The sequence below is a fragment of the Psychrobacter sp. M9-54-1 genome (assembly GCF_016613355.1).
GTDB classification, from domain to species: Bacteria; Pseudomonadota; Gammaproteobacteria; order Pseudomonadales; family Moraxellaceae; genus Psychrobacter; species Psychrobacter faecalis.
This window is the reverse complement of record NZ_JADGFW010000025.1, coordinates 45,557-61,505: the sequence shown is the minus strand read 5'-3', so window position 1 is coordinate 61,505 and position 15,949 is coordinate 45,557. Positions and strand designations below refer to the sequence as shown.

Below are 15,949 nucleotides of genomic sequence, written 5' to 3'. Positions count from 1 at the left end.
CGGTAACCCTCCCAAACTTAAGACACCTAATAAATAGAATTAAGCTGCCTGATTGAGTTTCTGTATCGGTGTAAAACCGCCATTGCCCATGTTTGGGCGCTTATGATTATAATGGTATAACCAGTTTTCTGCTTGTGCGAGTACCTGCTCTAGATTATCAAACAGCTCCTGATTTAACCAATCATATCTCATGGTTCTGTTAAAGCGCTCTACATACGCATTTTGCTGTGGATTGCCAGGTTCAATATAGCTTAAGATGATACCTTGCTGCTCAGCCCAGTCTTTGAGCGCATTGCTGATGTATTCAGGGCCGTTATCGCATCTTATCTGCACAGGTTTGCCTCGGTACTCAATAAGCTGATTAAGACTGCGTATGACCCTTTGCGCCGGTAGCGAGAAGTCGACTTCAACGGTGAGTGCCTCACGGTTGTAATCATCAATGACATTGAACAGTCTAAAGCCGCGGCCATCAGTTAAGCTGTCGTGCATAAAGTCCATGCTCCAGCTTTGGTTAATCCTATCAGGTACTGCTAATGGTATTGGTTTAGCACGTTTAATGCGACGCTTAGGTTTGATTCTAAGGTTGAGTTCAAGCTCGCAGTAGATGCGATATACCCGCTTATGGTTGTACGGCAGTCCTAGTACATTACGCAAGGTTAAAAAGCACAAGCCAAAGCCCCAGTTCTTGTTCTCATCGGTCAGTTTGATAAGTAAGTCCGCTATTTGCTGGTTCTCATCTGTTGCCACCGACTTGTGATAATAACAGGTGACGCTGATGTTAAAGATGCTACAAGCCCTGCGGATACCAATACCACGATCTTCAATATAGTGACAAGCCATCTGCCGGCGCCTTTGGGGCGCTACCACTTTTTTGACATAGCATCCTGTAGGATGTCGGATTTAAGACATTCATCAGCGTACATCTTCTTTAAGCGGGCATTTTCAACTTCAAGCTCTTTAAGACGGCTGATAAGTGTGGCGTCCATACCACCATATTTAGATCGCCAGTTGTAAAAGGTACTTTGGCTGATGTTATGCTCACGGCATAGCTCGGTGATAGGGACGCCTTGTTCGGCTTGTTTTAGGATGTTGACGATTTGGTTGTCGCTAAAGCGTGTCTTTTTCATAGGATTCTCCTGCTGGTGTATTTTAGCAGTTAATCTCTATTTGTAAGTGTTCTTATTTATTGGGGGGATTACCCAATGGTATCCATTTTCGAAATTAAGCATTAAACGATGAGAGTAACATGAAAAAATCAACCGTAATTATTATTACTACTTTAGGTGTTTGTCTACTATCTAATCATGCAAACTCAGCAAGTTTTGATTGTAAAAAAGCCAGCACTTGGGTAGAAAAAACTATTTGCCAAAGTCCTGAGCTTTCTAAGCTCGATGACGCAATGGCGAAGAAATATAGAGCTAATCTCAATGATGGAGCTAACGAAGAAGACAGCGAAAGCTATAAAAACAATGTGATTATAGATCAAAAATTATGGTTAAATTTTCAACGAAATACCTGTAAAGATACTAAGTGCCTTAAACGTGAGTATGAAGAACATATCGGAGAAAAGACAGATTCTAACTGGAACGATGATTTAGATTCTTCTGATTTGCCTAATAAAAATGCATTTGGAGAATTTTCTAAAAACTTCCAGATTTCAATCTATAATTTAGATGGTCAGCGCAAAAATACTTTGCAAGACGCAACGAATACTTTATCTATTAATAAGGTTGATAATAAACCTCATCTTTCTGTAATTGAAAGTGACTTAGTTTTTAATAACTTACACACCTGTGGAATTGAAGAAAGTATTGCAACATGGTCACAGAACCACTGGGCGATTCATGATAATAGTCAAGATAAAGAAGTTAGGTTAAGGTTGTATCCTGCACTCTATCAAGGTAAAAGTCAGTTACTCTTAAAAGACGTTGATTATCAATTTAGTTCAGGGCGTTGTGGGGTGCGCGGCTATTTTGACGGAATTATATTAGAGCGAGAGTAAATAACTTTGGACTAGAAATATACTCTAAAAGCTTAAAACCTAGAAACAAAAAAACGGCAGGAAATTGCTCCCCTGCCGTCTGCGAATCTTACACTACGACTTTAAATCATCAATTATATCGCTGCCGCAACCTCAGCACCATCTCTTATAGCACGTTTAGCATCCAGCTCAGCGGCGAGCTTAGCCCCACCGATTAGATGGTATTGTGCGTCTGGTGCATCACCAACGTTTGGCATCAGTTCAACCACTGATTCTTGACCGGCACAGACCACAACACTATCGACACGTAACAGCTGGCTTTGACCTTGATTATTGGTGATCCAAATACCTTCGTTGGTGATTTTATCGTACTGCGCACCCGATACTTGGATGACGCCGTGTGATTTGACATGAGCGCGATGTACCCAGCCTGAGGTTTTATTCAGGCCACTGCCCAAGCGACCTTTAGTACGCTGCATTAAGTACACTTGGCGTACAGGTTTGATGCCTTCAGGTTTAATCAAGCCGCCATCTGCCTGATAGTTAGTATCAGACGTCACGCCCCACTCTTCGCGCCAATCGCTGATTGACTGCGGTTTTGGACGATAGCTTGGGTCTTTTAGCAATTCAGGACCAAGCTCATCTAATGGCTGACCATGATTGGCGGTTAGATATTCACTAACATCAAAGCCGATACCGCCCGCACCGATGACCGCGACGGTTTCACCAACGGATTTTTCACCAGAGAGCAATTCAGCATAGCTAATGACTTGTGGTAAATCTGCACCTTCCAATTTGCCTTTTAGGCTTCTAGGAACAACGCCAGTTGCGACAATGACATGATGGAACTTGGCCTTCTCGAGCATCGCTTTATCAACTTTGGTATTAAGTTTAATCTCAACGCCTAAGTGCTCAAGCTCATTGATATAGTAGCGAATGGTTTCAAAGAACTCTTCTTTACCAGGAATGACTTTAGCATAGTTAAACTGACCGCCCAAAATATCTTTTGCTTCAAATAGGGTGACGTCATGACCACGCAAAGCTGCAACGTGAGCGGCTGACATGCCCGCGACACCGCCACCGATGACCGCCACTTTTTTAGGTTTTTTGGTCTTCTTATAAACCAATTCCGTCTCGTAGCAAGCTTGTGGGTTGACCAAACAGGTTGAGCGTTTATTTTCAAAAGTATGGTCAAGACAGGCTTGGTTACAGGCGATACAGGTATTGATACGATCGGCTTGACCTTCTTTAGCTTTGTTGACCCAATGCGGATCGGCTAAGAACGGACGCGCCATCTGAATCATATCCGCTTGCCCACTGGCAACGATTTCTTCTGCGGTCTCTGGCATATTGATACGGTTGGCTGCCATCATTGGAATATTAATATGCTTTTTAATTTCAGCAGTGAAATCAACAAACGCCGCGCGTGGTACGCTAGTGACAATGGTCGGTACGCGCGCTTCATGCCAGCCAATTCCAGTATTCATAATGGTCACGCCCGCTTCTTCTAGCGCTTTAGCAACAGTGATGACTTCATCCATAACGTTACCGTCTTTGACCAAATCGATCACTGACAAGCGGAATAGGATAATAAAATCTTCACCCGTTGCTTCGCGAACTGCTTTGACCACATCGACCGCAAACTTCATGCGATTTTGAATATCGCCGCCGTATTCGTCGGTACGTTTATTGACATGACGCGATAAAAACTGATTAAGCAAGTAGCCTTCAGAGCCCATAATTTCAACACCGTCATAACCGGCTTGTTTGGCAAATTTGGCACAGCGCGCATAATCTTTAACGGTTTGCTCGATGTTTTTGATGCTCATTTTACGTGGTTTAAATGGCGAGATTGGCGATTTAATCGGGCTTGCTGACACCGCAAACGGATGATAACCATAGCGACCACTGTGCAAGATTTGCATGATGATTTTGCTGTCATATTTATGCGCCGCACGGGTGACGCGTTGATGATTGATGACGTCAGCGCGGGTGTTCATGGTGCCGCCAGCAGGGAGCAACCAGCCTTCGCGATTGGGCGATATGCCCCCGGTAATCATCATCGCCACGCCGCCTTTGGCACGTTCGGCAAAATACGCCGCCAGCTTGCCGTAATTATAAAAACGGTCTTCAAGCCCCGTATGCATCGAGCCCATCACCATGCGGTTTTTAAGTGTAGTAAAGCCCAAATCCAGCGGCTCAAATAAATGCGGGTAGTGTTCGTTGGTGCTGGCGGTCTCAATGGTATTGGCAGTGCGGCTGGCGGTCATATCATTTTCCTTATGAATGAATTAACAAACTACGTTCTGAAAACAGAAAAGTCACGGGATTTAGCGTTGCTGCTATCGTAACACACCGCTATTATCATCAGCTACGCGGACAAGCGACTGATGAGTGAGCACTATCTTGATACCAATCCTAGACAGTCAGATGTTTACCTCGACTTTATGGCTTTTATTAAGCAAACCTCATAAAACCCGCCCAATTTTTGGGGCGATTGGCTATAATAGCGTGAGCGTTGTCAATATTTAACGTGTTTTATAACGACCGTTTTTATGACAATTGTTTTTATGACAACGGCTTCTATAATAGCCGCTTCGCTAAATCCCTGCACCATCGAATACCCGCAATACGATAAAGGACTATCCCCATGACAGACTTTCACACCGGTCTTGGCAAAAACGCTGCCAATCACCAACCGCTGACCCCTATCGATTTTATTATCCGCAGCGCGCAGGTCTATCCTGACAAGACTGCAATTATCTACGACGACCTAGAGCATAATGAGCTCACGCAGACATGGCAACAGACTTATGATCGCTGTCGTCAATTAGCTGATGGTCTGCGTAAATTGGGTATCGATAAAAATGACACGGTGGCGGTGATGATGCCGAACACGCCAGCGATGGTCGAATGCGCCTTTGGCGTGCCAATGTCAGGCGGCGTGCTTTGTACCCTTAATACCCGACTTGATATCAATGCCCTAACCTTTTGCCTACAACATTCTGAAGCCAAAGTATTGATTTTAGATAGCGAGTTTGCTGAGCACGCTGAGATTATCGATGAAGCTTTTCCCAACCTCATCGTCATTCATGCGACAGATAAAGCGCTCGATATCGAGCGTTTTGGCACTATGAGTTATGAAGCATTAATTGCCAGCTCAGACCGTTTGGATAATTGGGAAAAACCGCTCGATGAATGGGATGCAATCGCCCTCAACTATACTTCTGGTACCACGGGCAAACCTAAAGGTGTGGTCTATCATCATCGCGGTGCGACGCTCAACGCCGTCTCTAATATTTTAGATTGGGATATGCCCAAGCACCCGATGTATTTATGGACGCTGCCACTATTTCATTGCAACGGTTGGTGTTTTCCGTGGACCATTGCTGAGCGCGCGGGCGTCAACGTTTGCCTGCGTAAAATTGACGCGGATTTGATTTTGCAGCTAATTGCCAAATATAAAGTCAGCCACTACTGCTCAGCGCCCGTAGTCCATAATATGATTGCGGGCGGCAAAGCTGAATATAAAGAAGCCATTAATCATGAGGTTAAAGGTTGGGTCGCTGGTGCGCCGCCGTCTGAAACTATGCTCGCTGCTATGGAAGCCATGGGCTTTCATATCTCGCACGTTTATGGTTTGACCGAAGTTTATGGTCCGGTCACTGTTTGTGCTGAGCAAGAAGAATGGGATGCGCTTGATGTCGCTGCTCGTGCGCAGAAAAAATCTCGTCAAGGAGTGACCTCGCATTTGATGACAGGCTTTGAGCTGTTTAAACAAGGGACCACTGAACCCGTTGCTGCTGATGGCGAAGAGATGGGCGAGCTGGCACTGCGCGGTAACATGGTGATGAAAGGCTATCTTAAAAGCCGAAAAGCCACTGAAGAAGCCTTTGCCGATGGTTGGTTCCGTACCGGTGATTTGGGCGTCAAATACCCTGACGGCTATATCAAAATCATGGATAGGCTTAAAGACATCATCATCTCAGGTGGCGAAAATATCTCTAGTATCGAAGTCGAAAACGTCTTATATAAAATGCCGGAAATCCAAAGCTGTGCGGTCGTTGCCGCGCCGCATGATAAATGGGGCGAAGTGCCCGTCGCCTTTATCGAAATTCATGCTGGTAGCACTTTGCAACGCGATCATGTCATGGAGCATTGCGAGCAATATTTGGCTGGATTTAAAGTGCCGAAATATATTATCTTTGCTGAAATTCCGAAAACCAGTACCGGTAAAGTACAGAAGTTTGAGCTACGCCAAGCCGCCAAATCATTGGCGCACGAAACGCCAAAAGTTACGGCTAGCGCTAAATAATAGCTTTTGAAAAACTTGCACTTTGAGCAATTTGCATAAAACAGGGCCAATCTTATGATTAGGCTGACCCTTTTTTCTTGAACTAAGAACGTAAAACTTATTCTTGTAGACAGTCTGCTATAAAATAAACACAGAGCTACTGGTATTCATTTTGCGCAGCCTCTGTCTGCGTAGGCACAGCCAGCAAGGAAAATGAATACCAGTAGTGCGTTATCATACTTGTACTAATTTTATTTAGGACTGACTATAGCCAAACAACTAATTCAGCTTTGGTTCAAGCCATTGATAAACCAACATACCCATTATCATTGCTGGAATAAAGACATACGCTTGCCATTGTCCTGTCCCAAGTAGCACGATACCCGGTCCTGGGCAGATACCCACAAGTCCCCAACCGATACCAAACATCATCGCGCCGATTAGCAACTTTTTAACAATCACCGTCTTACTTGGCAATAAGATAAAAGTGCCCACCCAGCTGGTCTTTTGCCATTTGGCTAATTGCACACCGATTATCGCTACTATTAAACCGCCGCCCATCACCAGTGCCAAGGAGATATCCCACGCGCCAAAGACGTCCAAAAAGCCTTGTACTTTAGCAGGGTCAGTCATCCCTGATATCAGCAGACCCAAGCCGAATAGTAAACCGGCCAGTAATCCAATCATATTTTTTAGCATTATTGTGCCCCATACTTAATCTGTTTATTCAAGCTGTTATAAATAATGTGCCGTCTATACCTGCGTTAAAATATGCCTAAAACATGCCTGCCCACATACACAGTCAAGGCACCAAACAACATAAAGGTCACTGTCGCCGCCATCGAACGTGGTGACAGTCGCGCATTACCGCAAATACCATGTCCGCTGGTACAGCCTGAACCGAGACGCGTGCCAAAACCAACCAGCAACCCTGCGCCAATTAACAGCGGTAATGACGTGGTGATTTCTATATCAGGCAAAGGTCGGACCAAACTGTAAAGTAAAGGCGAGATGATAAGGCCTGCGATAAACAGTACCTGCCACATCTCTATATTTTTGGGTTTTAGTACGCTTGACACGATACCGCTGATACCCGCAATACGGCCAATACCTAATAATAAGATAACGGTCGATGTCCCTAGCAGCAAACCGCCGATTAAGGATATCGGCGTAAAGGCTAACCAGTCTATTTGTATACTCATAATGTTTACCTAAGCCAATTTTATTAAATACAAACTTAATATTCGTTTTATATAAATACATTATATAATAAAATATAATAAATAGGTAAAAAAATACTGAGATCTGTTTAACAGAACTCAGTATTGTTACCTAACTTATAGTAAAAATTATGCAGGCTGCTCTGCCAATACTTCATCAAGCGCTTTTTCAAAACGTTGTACCGCTCCGTCGACATCGGTCAATTTATCAAGACCAAATAGACCTAAGCGGAAAGTTTTAAAGTTCTCAGGCTCACCGACTTGTAGCGGGACACCAGCGGCGATTTGCATGCCAGCTTCAGCAAAGGCGCTACCTTTATGCATGTCATCACGGTCAGTATAAGCAACGACAACACCCGGTGCTTCAAAACCTTCTGCCGCCACGCTTTCAATGCCTTTGTCCGCCAATACTTTACGAATACGCTTACCAAGCTCCCACTGCGCCTCGCAAAGCTTATCAAAGCCGACTTCCTTAGCTTCATCAACGGCATCGCGGAACTGGCGTAAGCTATCGGTTGGCATGGTTGCATAATATGCGTGACCGCCATTTTCATAGGCGCGCATGATATTTAACCACTGTTTTAAATCTAAGCTAAAGCTATCAGATTCAGTGCTCTCTACTTTTTGTACAGCCGCATCGCTGAGCATCACCAGACCTGCGCCCGGCGTGCTGCTCCAGCCTTTTTGCGGCGCGCTAATCAGCACGTCAATACCCAAGTCTTTCATATCAAGCCAGACGCAACCCGAGGCAATACAGTCAATGACCAATAGACCGCCAACGCTATGAACAGCCTCGGCCAATGCTTTGATATAGTCTTCTGACAAAATTATGCCTGATGAGGTTTCAACATGAGGGGCAAAAACGATGGCAGGTTTTGTTTCTTTGATTTTAGCAACCGCTTCATCGATAGCAACTGGAGAAAACGGCTTTGGCGTCTCACCCTCTTCACGATTGGCAGTCAATACTGTAGACGACTTGGCAATTTTGCCCTTGTCTAAAATTTGCGTCCAACGATAGCTAAACCAACCATTACGGATAATCAGGCAATCTTCATCATTGGCCAATTGACGTGCCACGGCTTCCATACCATAAGTGCCAGAGCCCGGTACAATCGCCACCGCATCAGCGTTATAGACTGACTTTAAGTTGCTAGATAAGTCATTCATTACTTGCTGAAAGACTTTTGACATGTGGTTTAAGGCGCGGTCAGTATAGACCACCGAGTATTCTAATAAGCCGTTTGGATCAGTATCTTGACGTAATGCAGTCATAGGACGCTCCTAGTTTATAGTTAAGCAATATAGGTATTGGCAAATTTTAGTGATAACGAGCCAAATACTATGATAGATAGTATTTATCGGGCACTCATATCGAGTAATCATCGAGAGTATGACGCAGGGTTGACGATATAGCGCTTTATCCTAGCGCTATTGCCGTTGACGAGTATGTCGTGTGCGCTTTATTTTTATTTTAAACAGTACTACTATTCTAAACAGTACTACAGACGATAGGCGCGCCATTATCAAACCGTGAATGACAGCCTATTGAAACATCAATACTGAGAATTAATGAAATGAGAAGATATTAAGAGGCAATTGATAAAATTAGACTTTGAAAAAAAAGCCAAAATCAATTAGTTAAAGGATTATTAGAAATAACCGCTGCCACATAACCAAAAATTATCGCCACTTAATACACTCATAACAACTTGATATTAGCACTGATAATGCAGGTTGACAACGCTCAGCTTGCATAAGTTGAAAGCTTAGCTAATTTATGATTTTTGAAGAGAAACCGTTTCAAAAGGAAGAGTTTTAAAAGAAACGGTTTTAAGAGAAATAGTAAGAAAAACAATTAGTGAATTAAAAGGAGTAATGATTACTGACGACGACCACGATGCGCGTCTTGTAATCCCGAGACCACAAAATCTAGCAATTCATTGTCACCTTCGCGTGCCGCTTTGCGCATCAACTTCGAGGGCGCATGGGTCAGCGTCTGGGTTAAACGCCGCGATAGCTCAGTGATAATAGCTTCAGGGCTGGCGTTATCTTGTTGCAGCTTAGCAATGGATTCATGCAGCAGCTTATCGACTTGGTCATGGGTGCGCGCGCGATATTGTTGAATCTCTTTACCAACTTGGCGCACTTGAAAGCGCCGATCCATCTCGACCACCAACTGACTGACCAGCAGCTCAGCATCGACCGCTGCTTGCCGGCGCTGCTCAATATTACCAGCAATCACGTGTTGCAAGTCATCAACAGAATACAAATACACATCGTCGATACGGCTAATGGTCGAGTCGATATCGCGCGGCACCGCCAAGTCGATCATCAGCATCGGCTGATAGCGCCGACTTTTAAGCGCGCGCAAGGTCATGGTCTTATCAATCAATATATCCATACTGCCGCTACAGCTACTAACGATATCGGCTTCTGCCAATACTTGCGGCAACTCTTGCAGCGATTTCACTTCTACCGTACGCTCGGGTCGACGCAATTCGGCGGCCAACGCTTCGGCGCGCTCAGGATTGCGGTTACAAATAATGACTCGCCCGACCCCAAGCCCAGCGATATGGGTTGCCACCAAGCGATTCATCTCACCAGCGGCGACCACCAACAGCGTGCGACTGGGCAAATCGTCAAATATCTGCGTCACCAGTTTGGCGGCAGCATAGCTCAGCGATACCGCTTGAGCGCCGACTTTGGTTTCGTTACGCACGCGTTTGGCAGCGGCAAATACTTGATCGACAATCCAGCCGAGCTGATTGCTGAGCGCCTTTTGGTCTTGCGCCAAATGCACAGAACGTTTGATTTGACCGAGTATCTGCGGCTCACCCAATATCATCGAGTCAAGACCAGCAGCCACTCGCAGCCAATGAGTCAGCGCATGGGTATCACGGTGCACATAAAGATAAGGGTCAATCTCTTCCAAAGGTAACTGTTTAAAATCCGCCAGCCACGCTTTAATTTTTAAGATATGAGCGCTAATTGCCGCGGTAGAAGGCTGCGCACTGACAGCGTTATGGTTGGTGACAGCAGTTTGCTGCGCTGCTAAAGCCGCGCCTGACTCTGACGATGCTGAGACTTGTGGGACGAGTGCATAAATCTCAGTACGGTTGCACGTCGAGACAATCACGCTACCATCGGTGAAGCGCTCTAGCTGCTGAAGGGCAATATTCACATCGTCACCGACAAGCGCCAAGCGCTCTCGCAGAGCGACTGGTGCGGTTTTGTGATTGACCCCAATGACCACTAATCTCATTATTGATAGACCATAAATATAACGTTTACCTGCCAGCCAAACGCTTTTAGAATGTGAAAAAACCTATTCAATCAGCAGTGCTAAAAAACAGTTTTTCACAGACAGCGCTTGCTAAACTGGCTGTGAAAAAACGTCTTTAATAAATCATTATCAATATAAACGTCTAAAAAGCGCCTATTATATCATTATTGCTGGCTTTATTTAACAAGCAGCGCTGGGCGATGGTATTTGTCTGTATCTGGGCATGACGACGATAAATCAACTGCTACCAGGCTTTAAAATAAATGCCAGTGTTATTTGTCTAACTTATCAGCGCTGGTTTACTAGCAGGCGTTTAACCTATCAGAAGTTATTCGATGTTACTTAGGGTCATTTATTGTCATGACTTAATTGCCTAAATATTGTTAGTATTTGAGTAACATAGGCGCTATTGTTTATCGCTTTCATCTGCTCTTATAATGGTAATGACGAATACTTATTTAAAATAATGACAATAAAATCCTCCTGTTAGAATGCAAGTGGACTAATGGGGAAATATTGCTCGCTAGATTTTTTGGGTCATCCTTTAGACTGCAACCTATGTATAATGATCAATCTCGCCTCCACGCCTTATTGCAAGCCACCATAGAGCGCCTATGCCAGCGTTATAAGCTAACCTTGTCGTTGGCCATTTGTCTATGCCTAGGATTACCCGCCCACGCCAAGTATGTCAGCCCGGCGTTGACCGCTCCCATATTAAACACTGATTTGGCCAATTCGCCTACAACTTCACCAGCCAAGAAAAGCGATATCATTAGTCATACTGCTCATGAAATACCTTCTCAACTACCGTCTACTGAGCAGTCTCAGCTAGCAGAAAACGATACTTCTGTAAGCAATCTAGTAGCATTTAGCCCAGCACAATCTGAGCTTGGTGAGCCAAGTTTATACGCGCTGTTGGATGCCGAGTTTGCCGCAGATCGCGATAATAATAAGCGCGCGCTAACTATTTATAAGCAGCAATCTTTTAAACAAGATGCAACTGCGGTATTTGAGCGCGCCCTAAGCTTGTCTTTACGTAATGAAAGCGTTGAGGATTCATTGCGCTTTGCCAAAACTTGGCAAGACCAAAACCCCGACCACGTGCCCGCTTGGTTCTATGTGGCGCATTTGGCCCTGCGCGCGCACGACTATGAACTGGCGGGCGCCACTCTAAATCGCATTTTAAGCTATGACCCGCGAGCCGATCTGAGCGAAATCCTGATTGGCATTTATCCCAATACTGATGAAGACAAACGCGAGTTACTTGCCGCTTTGCAACCTATCGATAGCGAGCAAAACGCTTCGCTTTCGGTATTAAAGGCTGGTTTACTGTATCAATTTGATGAGCCTGAGGTTGCTATTGTCCATATCGATCGCGCCCTTGCGCGTCAGCCAGATTATGTGCCTTTTATCACTTTAAAAGCCGACATCTTACGCAAGACCAAGCCATCAGCAGCCGTGCTTGATTATATTAACCAAGCGCGTCTACGTAATCCTGATAGCAAGAGCTTATACTTATATGAGATTCGTTATTTACTCGATTTGCGGCAAAGCGAGCAGGCTTGGCAGCTATTACTCGATGCACACGGGCGCTTTGCTGATGATGACGAAATCACTTTGCTCGCCGCGCTGGTGAGCTTGGACGTTGAAGAATACGCCAGCGCCGATCAGCTGCTGAATATCTTGGCTAAAAATCCGGCTTATCTTGACCAAGCCTATTACTACCTTGGCATCAGTGCCGAGCGCCAGCAGCGCTTTGAGCAAGCAAAACACTATCTCAATGGTGTGATGCAAGAGGACTTGGTGTTAGAAGCGCGGCGAAAAGTGGTGTCGTTTGAGCTGCTAAACGATGACGTCGATGGCGCCATTGCCACTTTAGAGAAGCTGCGTAAAGACTTTAGCATCTTCGCGCCTGACAGCTTTGTCATGCAAGCGGATATCTTATGGCAGCAAAATGAGCCCGAGGAAGCGCTACGGTTATTAACGCGCGCCAGCCGCAAATATCCTAATAATGAGATGCTGCTATTTGCCCGCGCCCAGCTGCTTGACGACAAAGACGATTATATCGTCAAACGTACCTTATTGAACCATTTGCAAACGCTCGACCCAACCAACCTTGCTTATCAGCTTAGCTATGCGCAGTTATTGCTCGCCAATGAACGCAGCTCCAAGCAAGGTTTGGCGCTAGCAACGGCTATCATTCAAATCCGTTATGATGACCCGCGCTATGACAATGAGCTGCATTTGCAAGCGTTAAACGTACTCGCCGCCAATGCTTTAGCGAACGAAGATTATCAACAAGTCATCGATTATCTACAAACCCCGTACGACGTTTTTCCAACCCTACGTTCAGGCACGCTACTGCTGCGCGCTTATCAAGGGCTAGGCGATAATGAAAAAGTTGAGGCGTTGCTTGCTGAGTTACAAGAGCGTTTTTCATTTGGGCAGCGCAACGTCAATGACCGTATACAGCTTTATTAAGCAGCTTTTTGCTCAAAGCTTATTGAATACTCATCATAAAATACGATTAAAAATAAAAACGTTTGCGATAAAAACTACAAGCCAGTTATAAGAAATGAACAGCCATGCATCAGCGCGTAACAAATCATGCTTAAGCTAAGCGTTTATTGTTTTATTTAATCTTTTAAAAAATCTATTACTTTTAAAACTTGTTACTTTTAAAACTTGTCTATTTTTGAGGATATATCATGTCAGTATTAAAAAAAAATCAGCCGAATAAACTGGCGCTATTTAGCGCTTTAACCGCCGCGCTCGTTATCACATCTGGTTGCCAATCATTAAAAACCGCTAATGCTACCAACCAGCCTATCGGCACGGTACAAGGTCAGAAACCTGAACAACCTAAAAAGCTTGAGAACTTTAATATCACGGGCAAAATCGGCGTTACCACACCTAGTAAGGACAATTCAGGAAACCAAGGCGGCAGTGCGTTTTATGCATGGGGACAACAAAATGACCGTTTTGCTATCGAATTGATTGGTGCGCTTGGCATTGGCAAAACCAATATCGAATATAATGGTCAGTCGGCGACTTTAGTCAGTGAAAAAACCGGCACGTTAACCGCTGCTGACCCTGAAACCTTGCTCAAAAAAGCCACAGGCTGGCAGGCGCCGATTTCACAAATGCCGTATTGGATATCGGGTCGCCCCGCGCCTTCAGACAGCGCCCCACAGCTTGATGACCAAAACCGTTTGATTAGCTCGGTCAATGGTGAATGGCAAGCGAACTTTAGTTATAAAGGCAACGACAAATTGCCAAATAAAATCAGTGCCGTACAGTCACAAGGCAATAAAGTAGTGATGACCATCGACCATCAAAAATAATGGCCTTATGTAGACAGTAGAAAACACTATCTTTACTTACAACTCATAAAGACATTTATTTATGACTGAACGCACCACCGCAACATCAGTTATCACGCGCTTGTCACCGGCCAAGATTAATTTATTTTTGCATGTCACCGGTAAGCGCGCTGATGGCTATCATAATCTGCAAACTGTCTTTCGCCTGCTTGACTGGGGCGATTATCTGCATTTTACGTTTGTAGACGATGCAGTATTTTCTATTATAGATAAAACCTTCGACGCTACTAAGCTTTGTCATCAGCTGCTAACGCTTGCTGGTGCCGACACCATAACCAGTAGTATCGATGACAATCTGATTTTTAAAGCCGCCCAAGCGTTACTAGCATTTGCTCTTCAAGCTGACAGACTACCTAAGCAGCTGCAATCAGTGCAAATCACCTTGGATAAGCATTTACCAATGGGTGCAGGCTTGGGCGGTGGCTCATCCAATGCCGCAACGACCTTATTAGTCTTAAATGAGATTTGGCAGCTTAACATTACTAAAAATGAGCTGATGAAAATCGCCGCTACTATTGGCGCCGATGTGCCGATATTTATCTTTGGGCAAGATGCGATTGCCATGGGTATTGGCGAGGAGCTGACCGCCATTGATTTGTCCGATCAAGAGTACTTAGTCTTAACCCCAAACGCCCATGTGAACACGGCTAAGCTGTTCGCCCATCCAAAGCTACAACGAGATATCGACGCCCTATCCATTGACATTATCAAAAGCCAGACCAATGACTATGTGCAACGTTTAAACTCACCCTATCAAAATGTGTTTACGCCTGTCGTCAGCAGTCTCGCTCCGGCTGTCGATGCGGCATTACGGTATTTGCAAGGCTTAGAGATGCAAGCACTCAGCACAGCTCGTATGACCGGCTCTGGTAGCGCCGTGTTCTTGCCATTGGATGCGAGTATTATTGATGATAAAACGCTGTTGGCAAAGTGGGTTAACAATGCGCCTTGTGCGGCGTACGTAGTGGGGAATCTACAAGTTAAATAGAATTAATAATATGATTTTCTTCACTTAAAGGTTATTTATCATGAAAGGCAATTCTTTTACGTTATCAATAAGTATTTTGGCCCTTTCAATAGCCATGACAGCCTGCACCAACAATTCTAATACTCAAAACGTCACGTTACCTGTGCCAAAAGTATCTATCGATAATATGGCCAGTGATAGCAGTATTAACGATTTTAAGAATAAGCCCTATGCCCAGTTTTTTACTTATCCATATAAACATGGGGCGGAAATAGAACCAGCTATGGGCGGCATTTTGGTTATGAAAGACGGCTGTTTGCTTATCCAAAACGATGATAGGCTTAACGTTCCTGTGCTTCCTCATGGCATAACCACTTGGAATGAGGAGACCCAGACTCTGACCGCCAATGGCGTTGATATACCTTTGAACACTGAGCTATTTACTAACGGACCCTTAAGCGGCGGGAAATACGACCCTAGTTACGAATATAATTTCGAGCAACAAGCCAACCCTAAATGCTTGGAAAATAGATATATCGTATTTTTGGGTTCACAGTTTATGGACGCTACAGATTTACCAAATAATTAGCCTATACAAGCTAAAACTGAGGCCAAACCCTACTTATAGCGTATAAATAAAATGAGTACAAAGACCATATATAAATTTTCATTAACTCAACATCGGTTTTATTTTCGACCTATTTATAATAAAAGCCATAAAAAGGCGCAAATGACTTGCAAAATCTAAATATTTATTTATAATAGGTCGCCTCAATAGGGGTATAGCCAAGTTGGTAAGGCATCAGGTTTTGATCCTGACA

General features: G+C 44.5%; 12 protein-coding genes and 1 tRNA gene (1 of these 13 only partly in view). 7 read left to right on the top strand and 6 right to left on the bottom strand.

Going from position 1 to position 15,949, the window contains the following annotated elements; genetic code table 11:
- Positions 1-39: 39 nt before the first annotated feature.
- Positions 40-1,127 (bottom strand): IS3 family transposase gene (locus IQ457_RS10585; RefSeq protein ID WP_200663134.1). Its coding sequence is split into 2 segments (ribosomal slippage): positions 40-875 and positions 875-1,127, totalling 1,089 coding nucleotides; the frame shifts between segments, so codons are not numbered across the junction.
- A 119-nt stretch (positions 1,128-1,246) separates the two neighbouring features.
- Between IQ457_RS10585 and IQ457_RS10580 the strand changes: the two genes are divergently transcribed.
- Positions 1,247-2,002: a lysozyme inhibitor LprI family protein gene (locus tag IQ457_RS10580; protein ID WP_102077282.1), complete on the top strand. Its 756-nt coding sequence runs from the start codon at positions 1,247-1,249 to the stop codon at positions 2,000-2,002.
- Positions 2,003-2,115: 113 nt separating this feature from the next.
- Here the strand turns inward: IQ457_RS10580 and IQ457_RS10575 are convergent, their stop codons facing one another.
- On the bottom strand, positions 2,116-4,251 hold the full coding sequence (locus tag IQ457_RS10575) for an NADPH-dependent 2,4-dienoyl-CoA reductase (protein WP_200663133.1): 2,136 nt from the start codon (positions 4,249-4,251) through the stop codon (positions 2,116-2,118).
- Between the two features lie 380 nt (positions 4,252-4,631).
- Here IQ457_RS10575 and IQ457_RS10570 point away from each other — a divergent pair, with 380 nt between their 5' ends.
- The gene (locus IQ457_RS10570; protein WP_200663132.1) at positions 4,632-6,296 is read left to right on the top strand and encodes an AMP-binding protein; all 1,665 of its coding nucleotides are present in this window, start codon (positions 4,632-4,634) and stop codon (positions 6,294-6,296) included.
- Positions 6,297-6,554: 258 nt separating this feature from the next.
- On the opposite strand, the gene IQ457_RS10565 is transcribed toward IQ457_RS10570, so the two are convergent.
- From IQ457_RS10565 to hemA, 4 genes are all read right to left on the bottom strand, one after another.
- Positions 6,555-6,974 (bottom strand): DUF6691 family protein, encoded by a 420-nt coding sequence (locus IQ457_RS10565; protein ID WP_200663131.1) that lies wholly within the window; start codon positions 6,972-6,974, stop codon positions 6,555-6,557.
- Between the two features lie 65 nt (positions 6,975-7,039).
- Positions 7,040-7,477, bottom strand: coding sequence for a YeeE/YedE family protein (locus IQ457_RS10560; RefSeq protein ID WP_200663130.1), 438 nt, complete (start codon positions 7,475-7,477; stop codon positions 7,040-7,042).
- 147 nt (positions 7,478-7,624) lie between these two features.
- Positions 7,625-8,767, bottom strand: coding sequence for an aminotransferase class V-fold PLP-dependent enzyme (locus tag IQ457_RS10555; protein WP_200663129.1), 1,143 nt, complete (start codon positions 8,765-8,767; stop codon positions 7,625-7,627).
- A 607-nt stretch (positions 8,768-9,374) separates the two neighbouring features.
- Positions 9,375-10,757: a glutamyl-tRNA reductase gene (gene hemA, locus IQ457_RS10550; protein ID WP_200663128.1), complete on the bottom strand. Its 1,383-nt coding sequence runs from the start codon at positions 10,755-10,757 to the stop codon at positions 9,375-9,377.
- Between the two features lie 579 nt (positions 10,758-11,336).
- On the opposite strand from hemA, the gene IQ457_RS10545 reads away from it, so the two are divergent.
- The 5 genes from IQ457_RS10545 to IQ457_RS10525 all read left to right on the top strand — a co-directional run.
- Positions 11,337-13,259 carry a tetratricopeptide repeat protein gene (locus IQ457_RS10545; protein ID WP_200663127.1) on the top strand — a complete coding sequence of 641 codons (1,923 nt, stop codon included), beginning with the start codon at positions 11,337-11,339 and terminating at the stop codon, positions 13,257-13,259.
- 227 nt (positions 13,260-13,486) lie between these two features.
- Entirely contained in the window at positions 13,487-14,122 is a 636-nt protein-coding gene (lolB, locus tag IQ457_RS10540; protein ID WP_200663126.1) for a lipoprotein insertase outer membrane protein LolB, read from the top strand.
- Between the two features lie 61 nt (positions 14,123-14,183).
- Positions 14,184-15,149 (top strand): 4-(cytidine 5'-diphospho)-2-C-methyl-D-erythritol kinase, encoded by a 966-nt coding sequence (ispE, locus tag IQ457_RS10535; RefSeq protein WP_200663125.1) that lies wholly within the window; start codon positions 14,184-14,186, stop codon positions 15,147-15,149.
- 40 nt (positions 15,150-15,189) lie between these two features.
- Positions 15,190-15,717 carry a hypothetical protein gene (locus IQ457_RS10530; protein WP_200663124.1) on the top strand — a complete coding sequence of 176 codons (528 nt, stop codon included), beginning with the start codon at positions 15,190-15,192 and terminating at the stop codon, positions 15,715-15,717.
- Between the two features lie 187 nt (positions 15,718-15,904).
- A tRNA-Gln gene (locus IQ457_RS10525) sits at positions 15,905-15,949 on the top strand (it continues 51 nt past the right edge of the window).

Bases quoted from the DNA above. Each gene is read 5' to 3' on its own strand.
- IQ457_RS10580 (WP_102077282.1), top strand. From the start codon at position 1,247: ATGAAAAAATCAACCGTAATTATTATTACTACTTTAGGTGTTTGTCTA.
- IQ457_RS10575 (WP_200663133.1), bottom strand. From the start codon at position 4,251: ATGACCGCCAGCCGCACTGCCAATACCATTGAGACCGCCAGCACCAAC.
- IQ457_RS10570 (WP_200663132.1), top strand. From the start codon at position 4,632: ATGACAGACTTTCACACCGGTCTTGGCAAAAACGCTGCCAATCACCAA.
- IQ457_RS10565 (WP_200663131.1), bottom strand. From the start codon at position 6,974: ATGCTAAAAAATATGATTGGATTACTGGCCGGTTTACTATTCGGCTTG.
- IQ457_RS10560 (WP_200663130.1), bottom strand. From the start codon at position 7,477: ATGAGTATACAAATAGACTGGTTAGCCTTTACGCCGATATCCTTAATC.
- IQ457_RS10555 (WP_200663129.1), bottom strand. From the start codon at position 8,767: ATGACTGCATTACGTCAAGATACTGATCCAAACGGCTTATTAGAATAC.
- hemA (WP_200663128.1), bottom strand. From the start codon at position 10,757: ATGAGATTAGTGGTCATTGGGGTCAATCACAAAACCGCACCAGTCGCT.
- IQ457_RS10545 (WP_200663127.1), top strand. From the start codon at position 11,337: ATGTATAATGATCAATCTCGCCTCCACGCCTTATTGCAAGCCACCATA.
- lolB (WP_200663126.1), top strand. From the start codon at position 13,487: ATGTCAGTATTAAAAAAAAATCAGCCGAATAAACTGGCGCTATTTAGC.
- ispE (WP_200663125.1), top strand. From the start codon at position 14,184: ATGACTGAACGCACCACCGCAACATCAGTTATCACGCGCTTGTCACCG.
- IQ457_RS10530 (WP_200663124.1), top strand. From the start codon at position 15,190: ATGAAAGGCAATTCTTTTACGTTATCAATAAGTATTTTGGCCCTTTCA.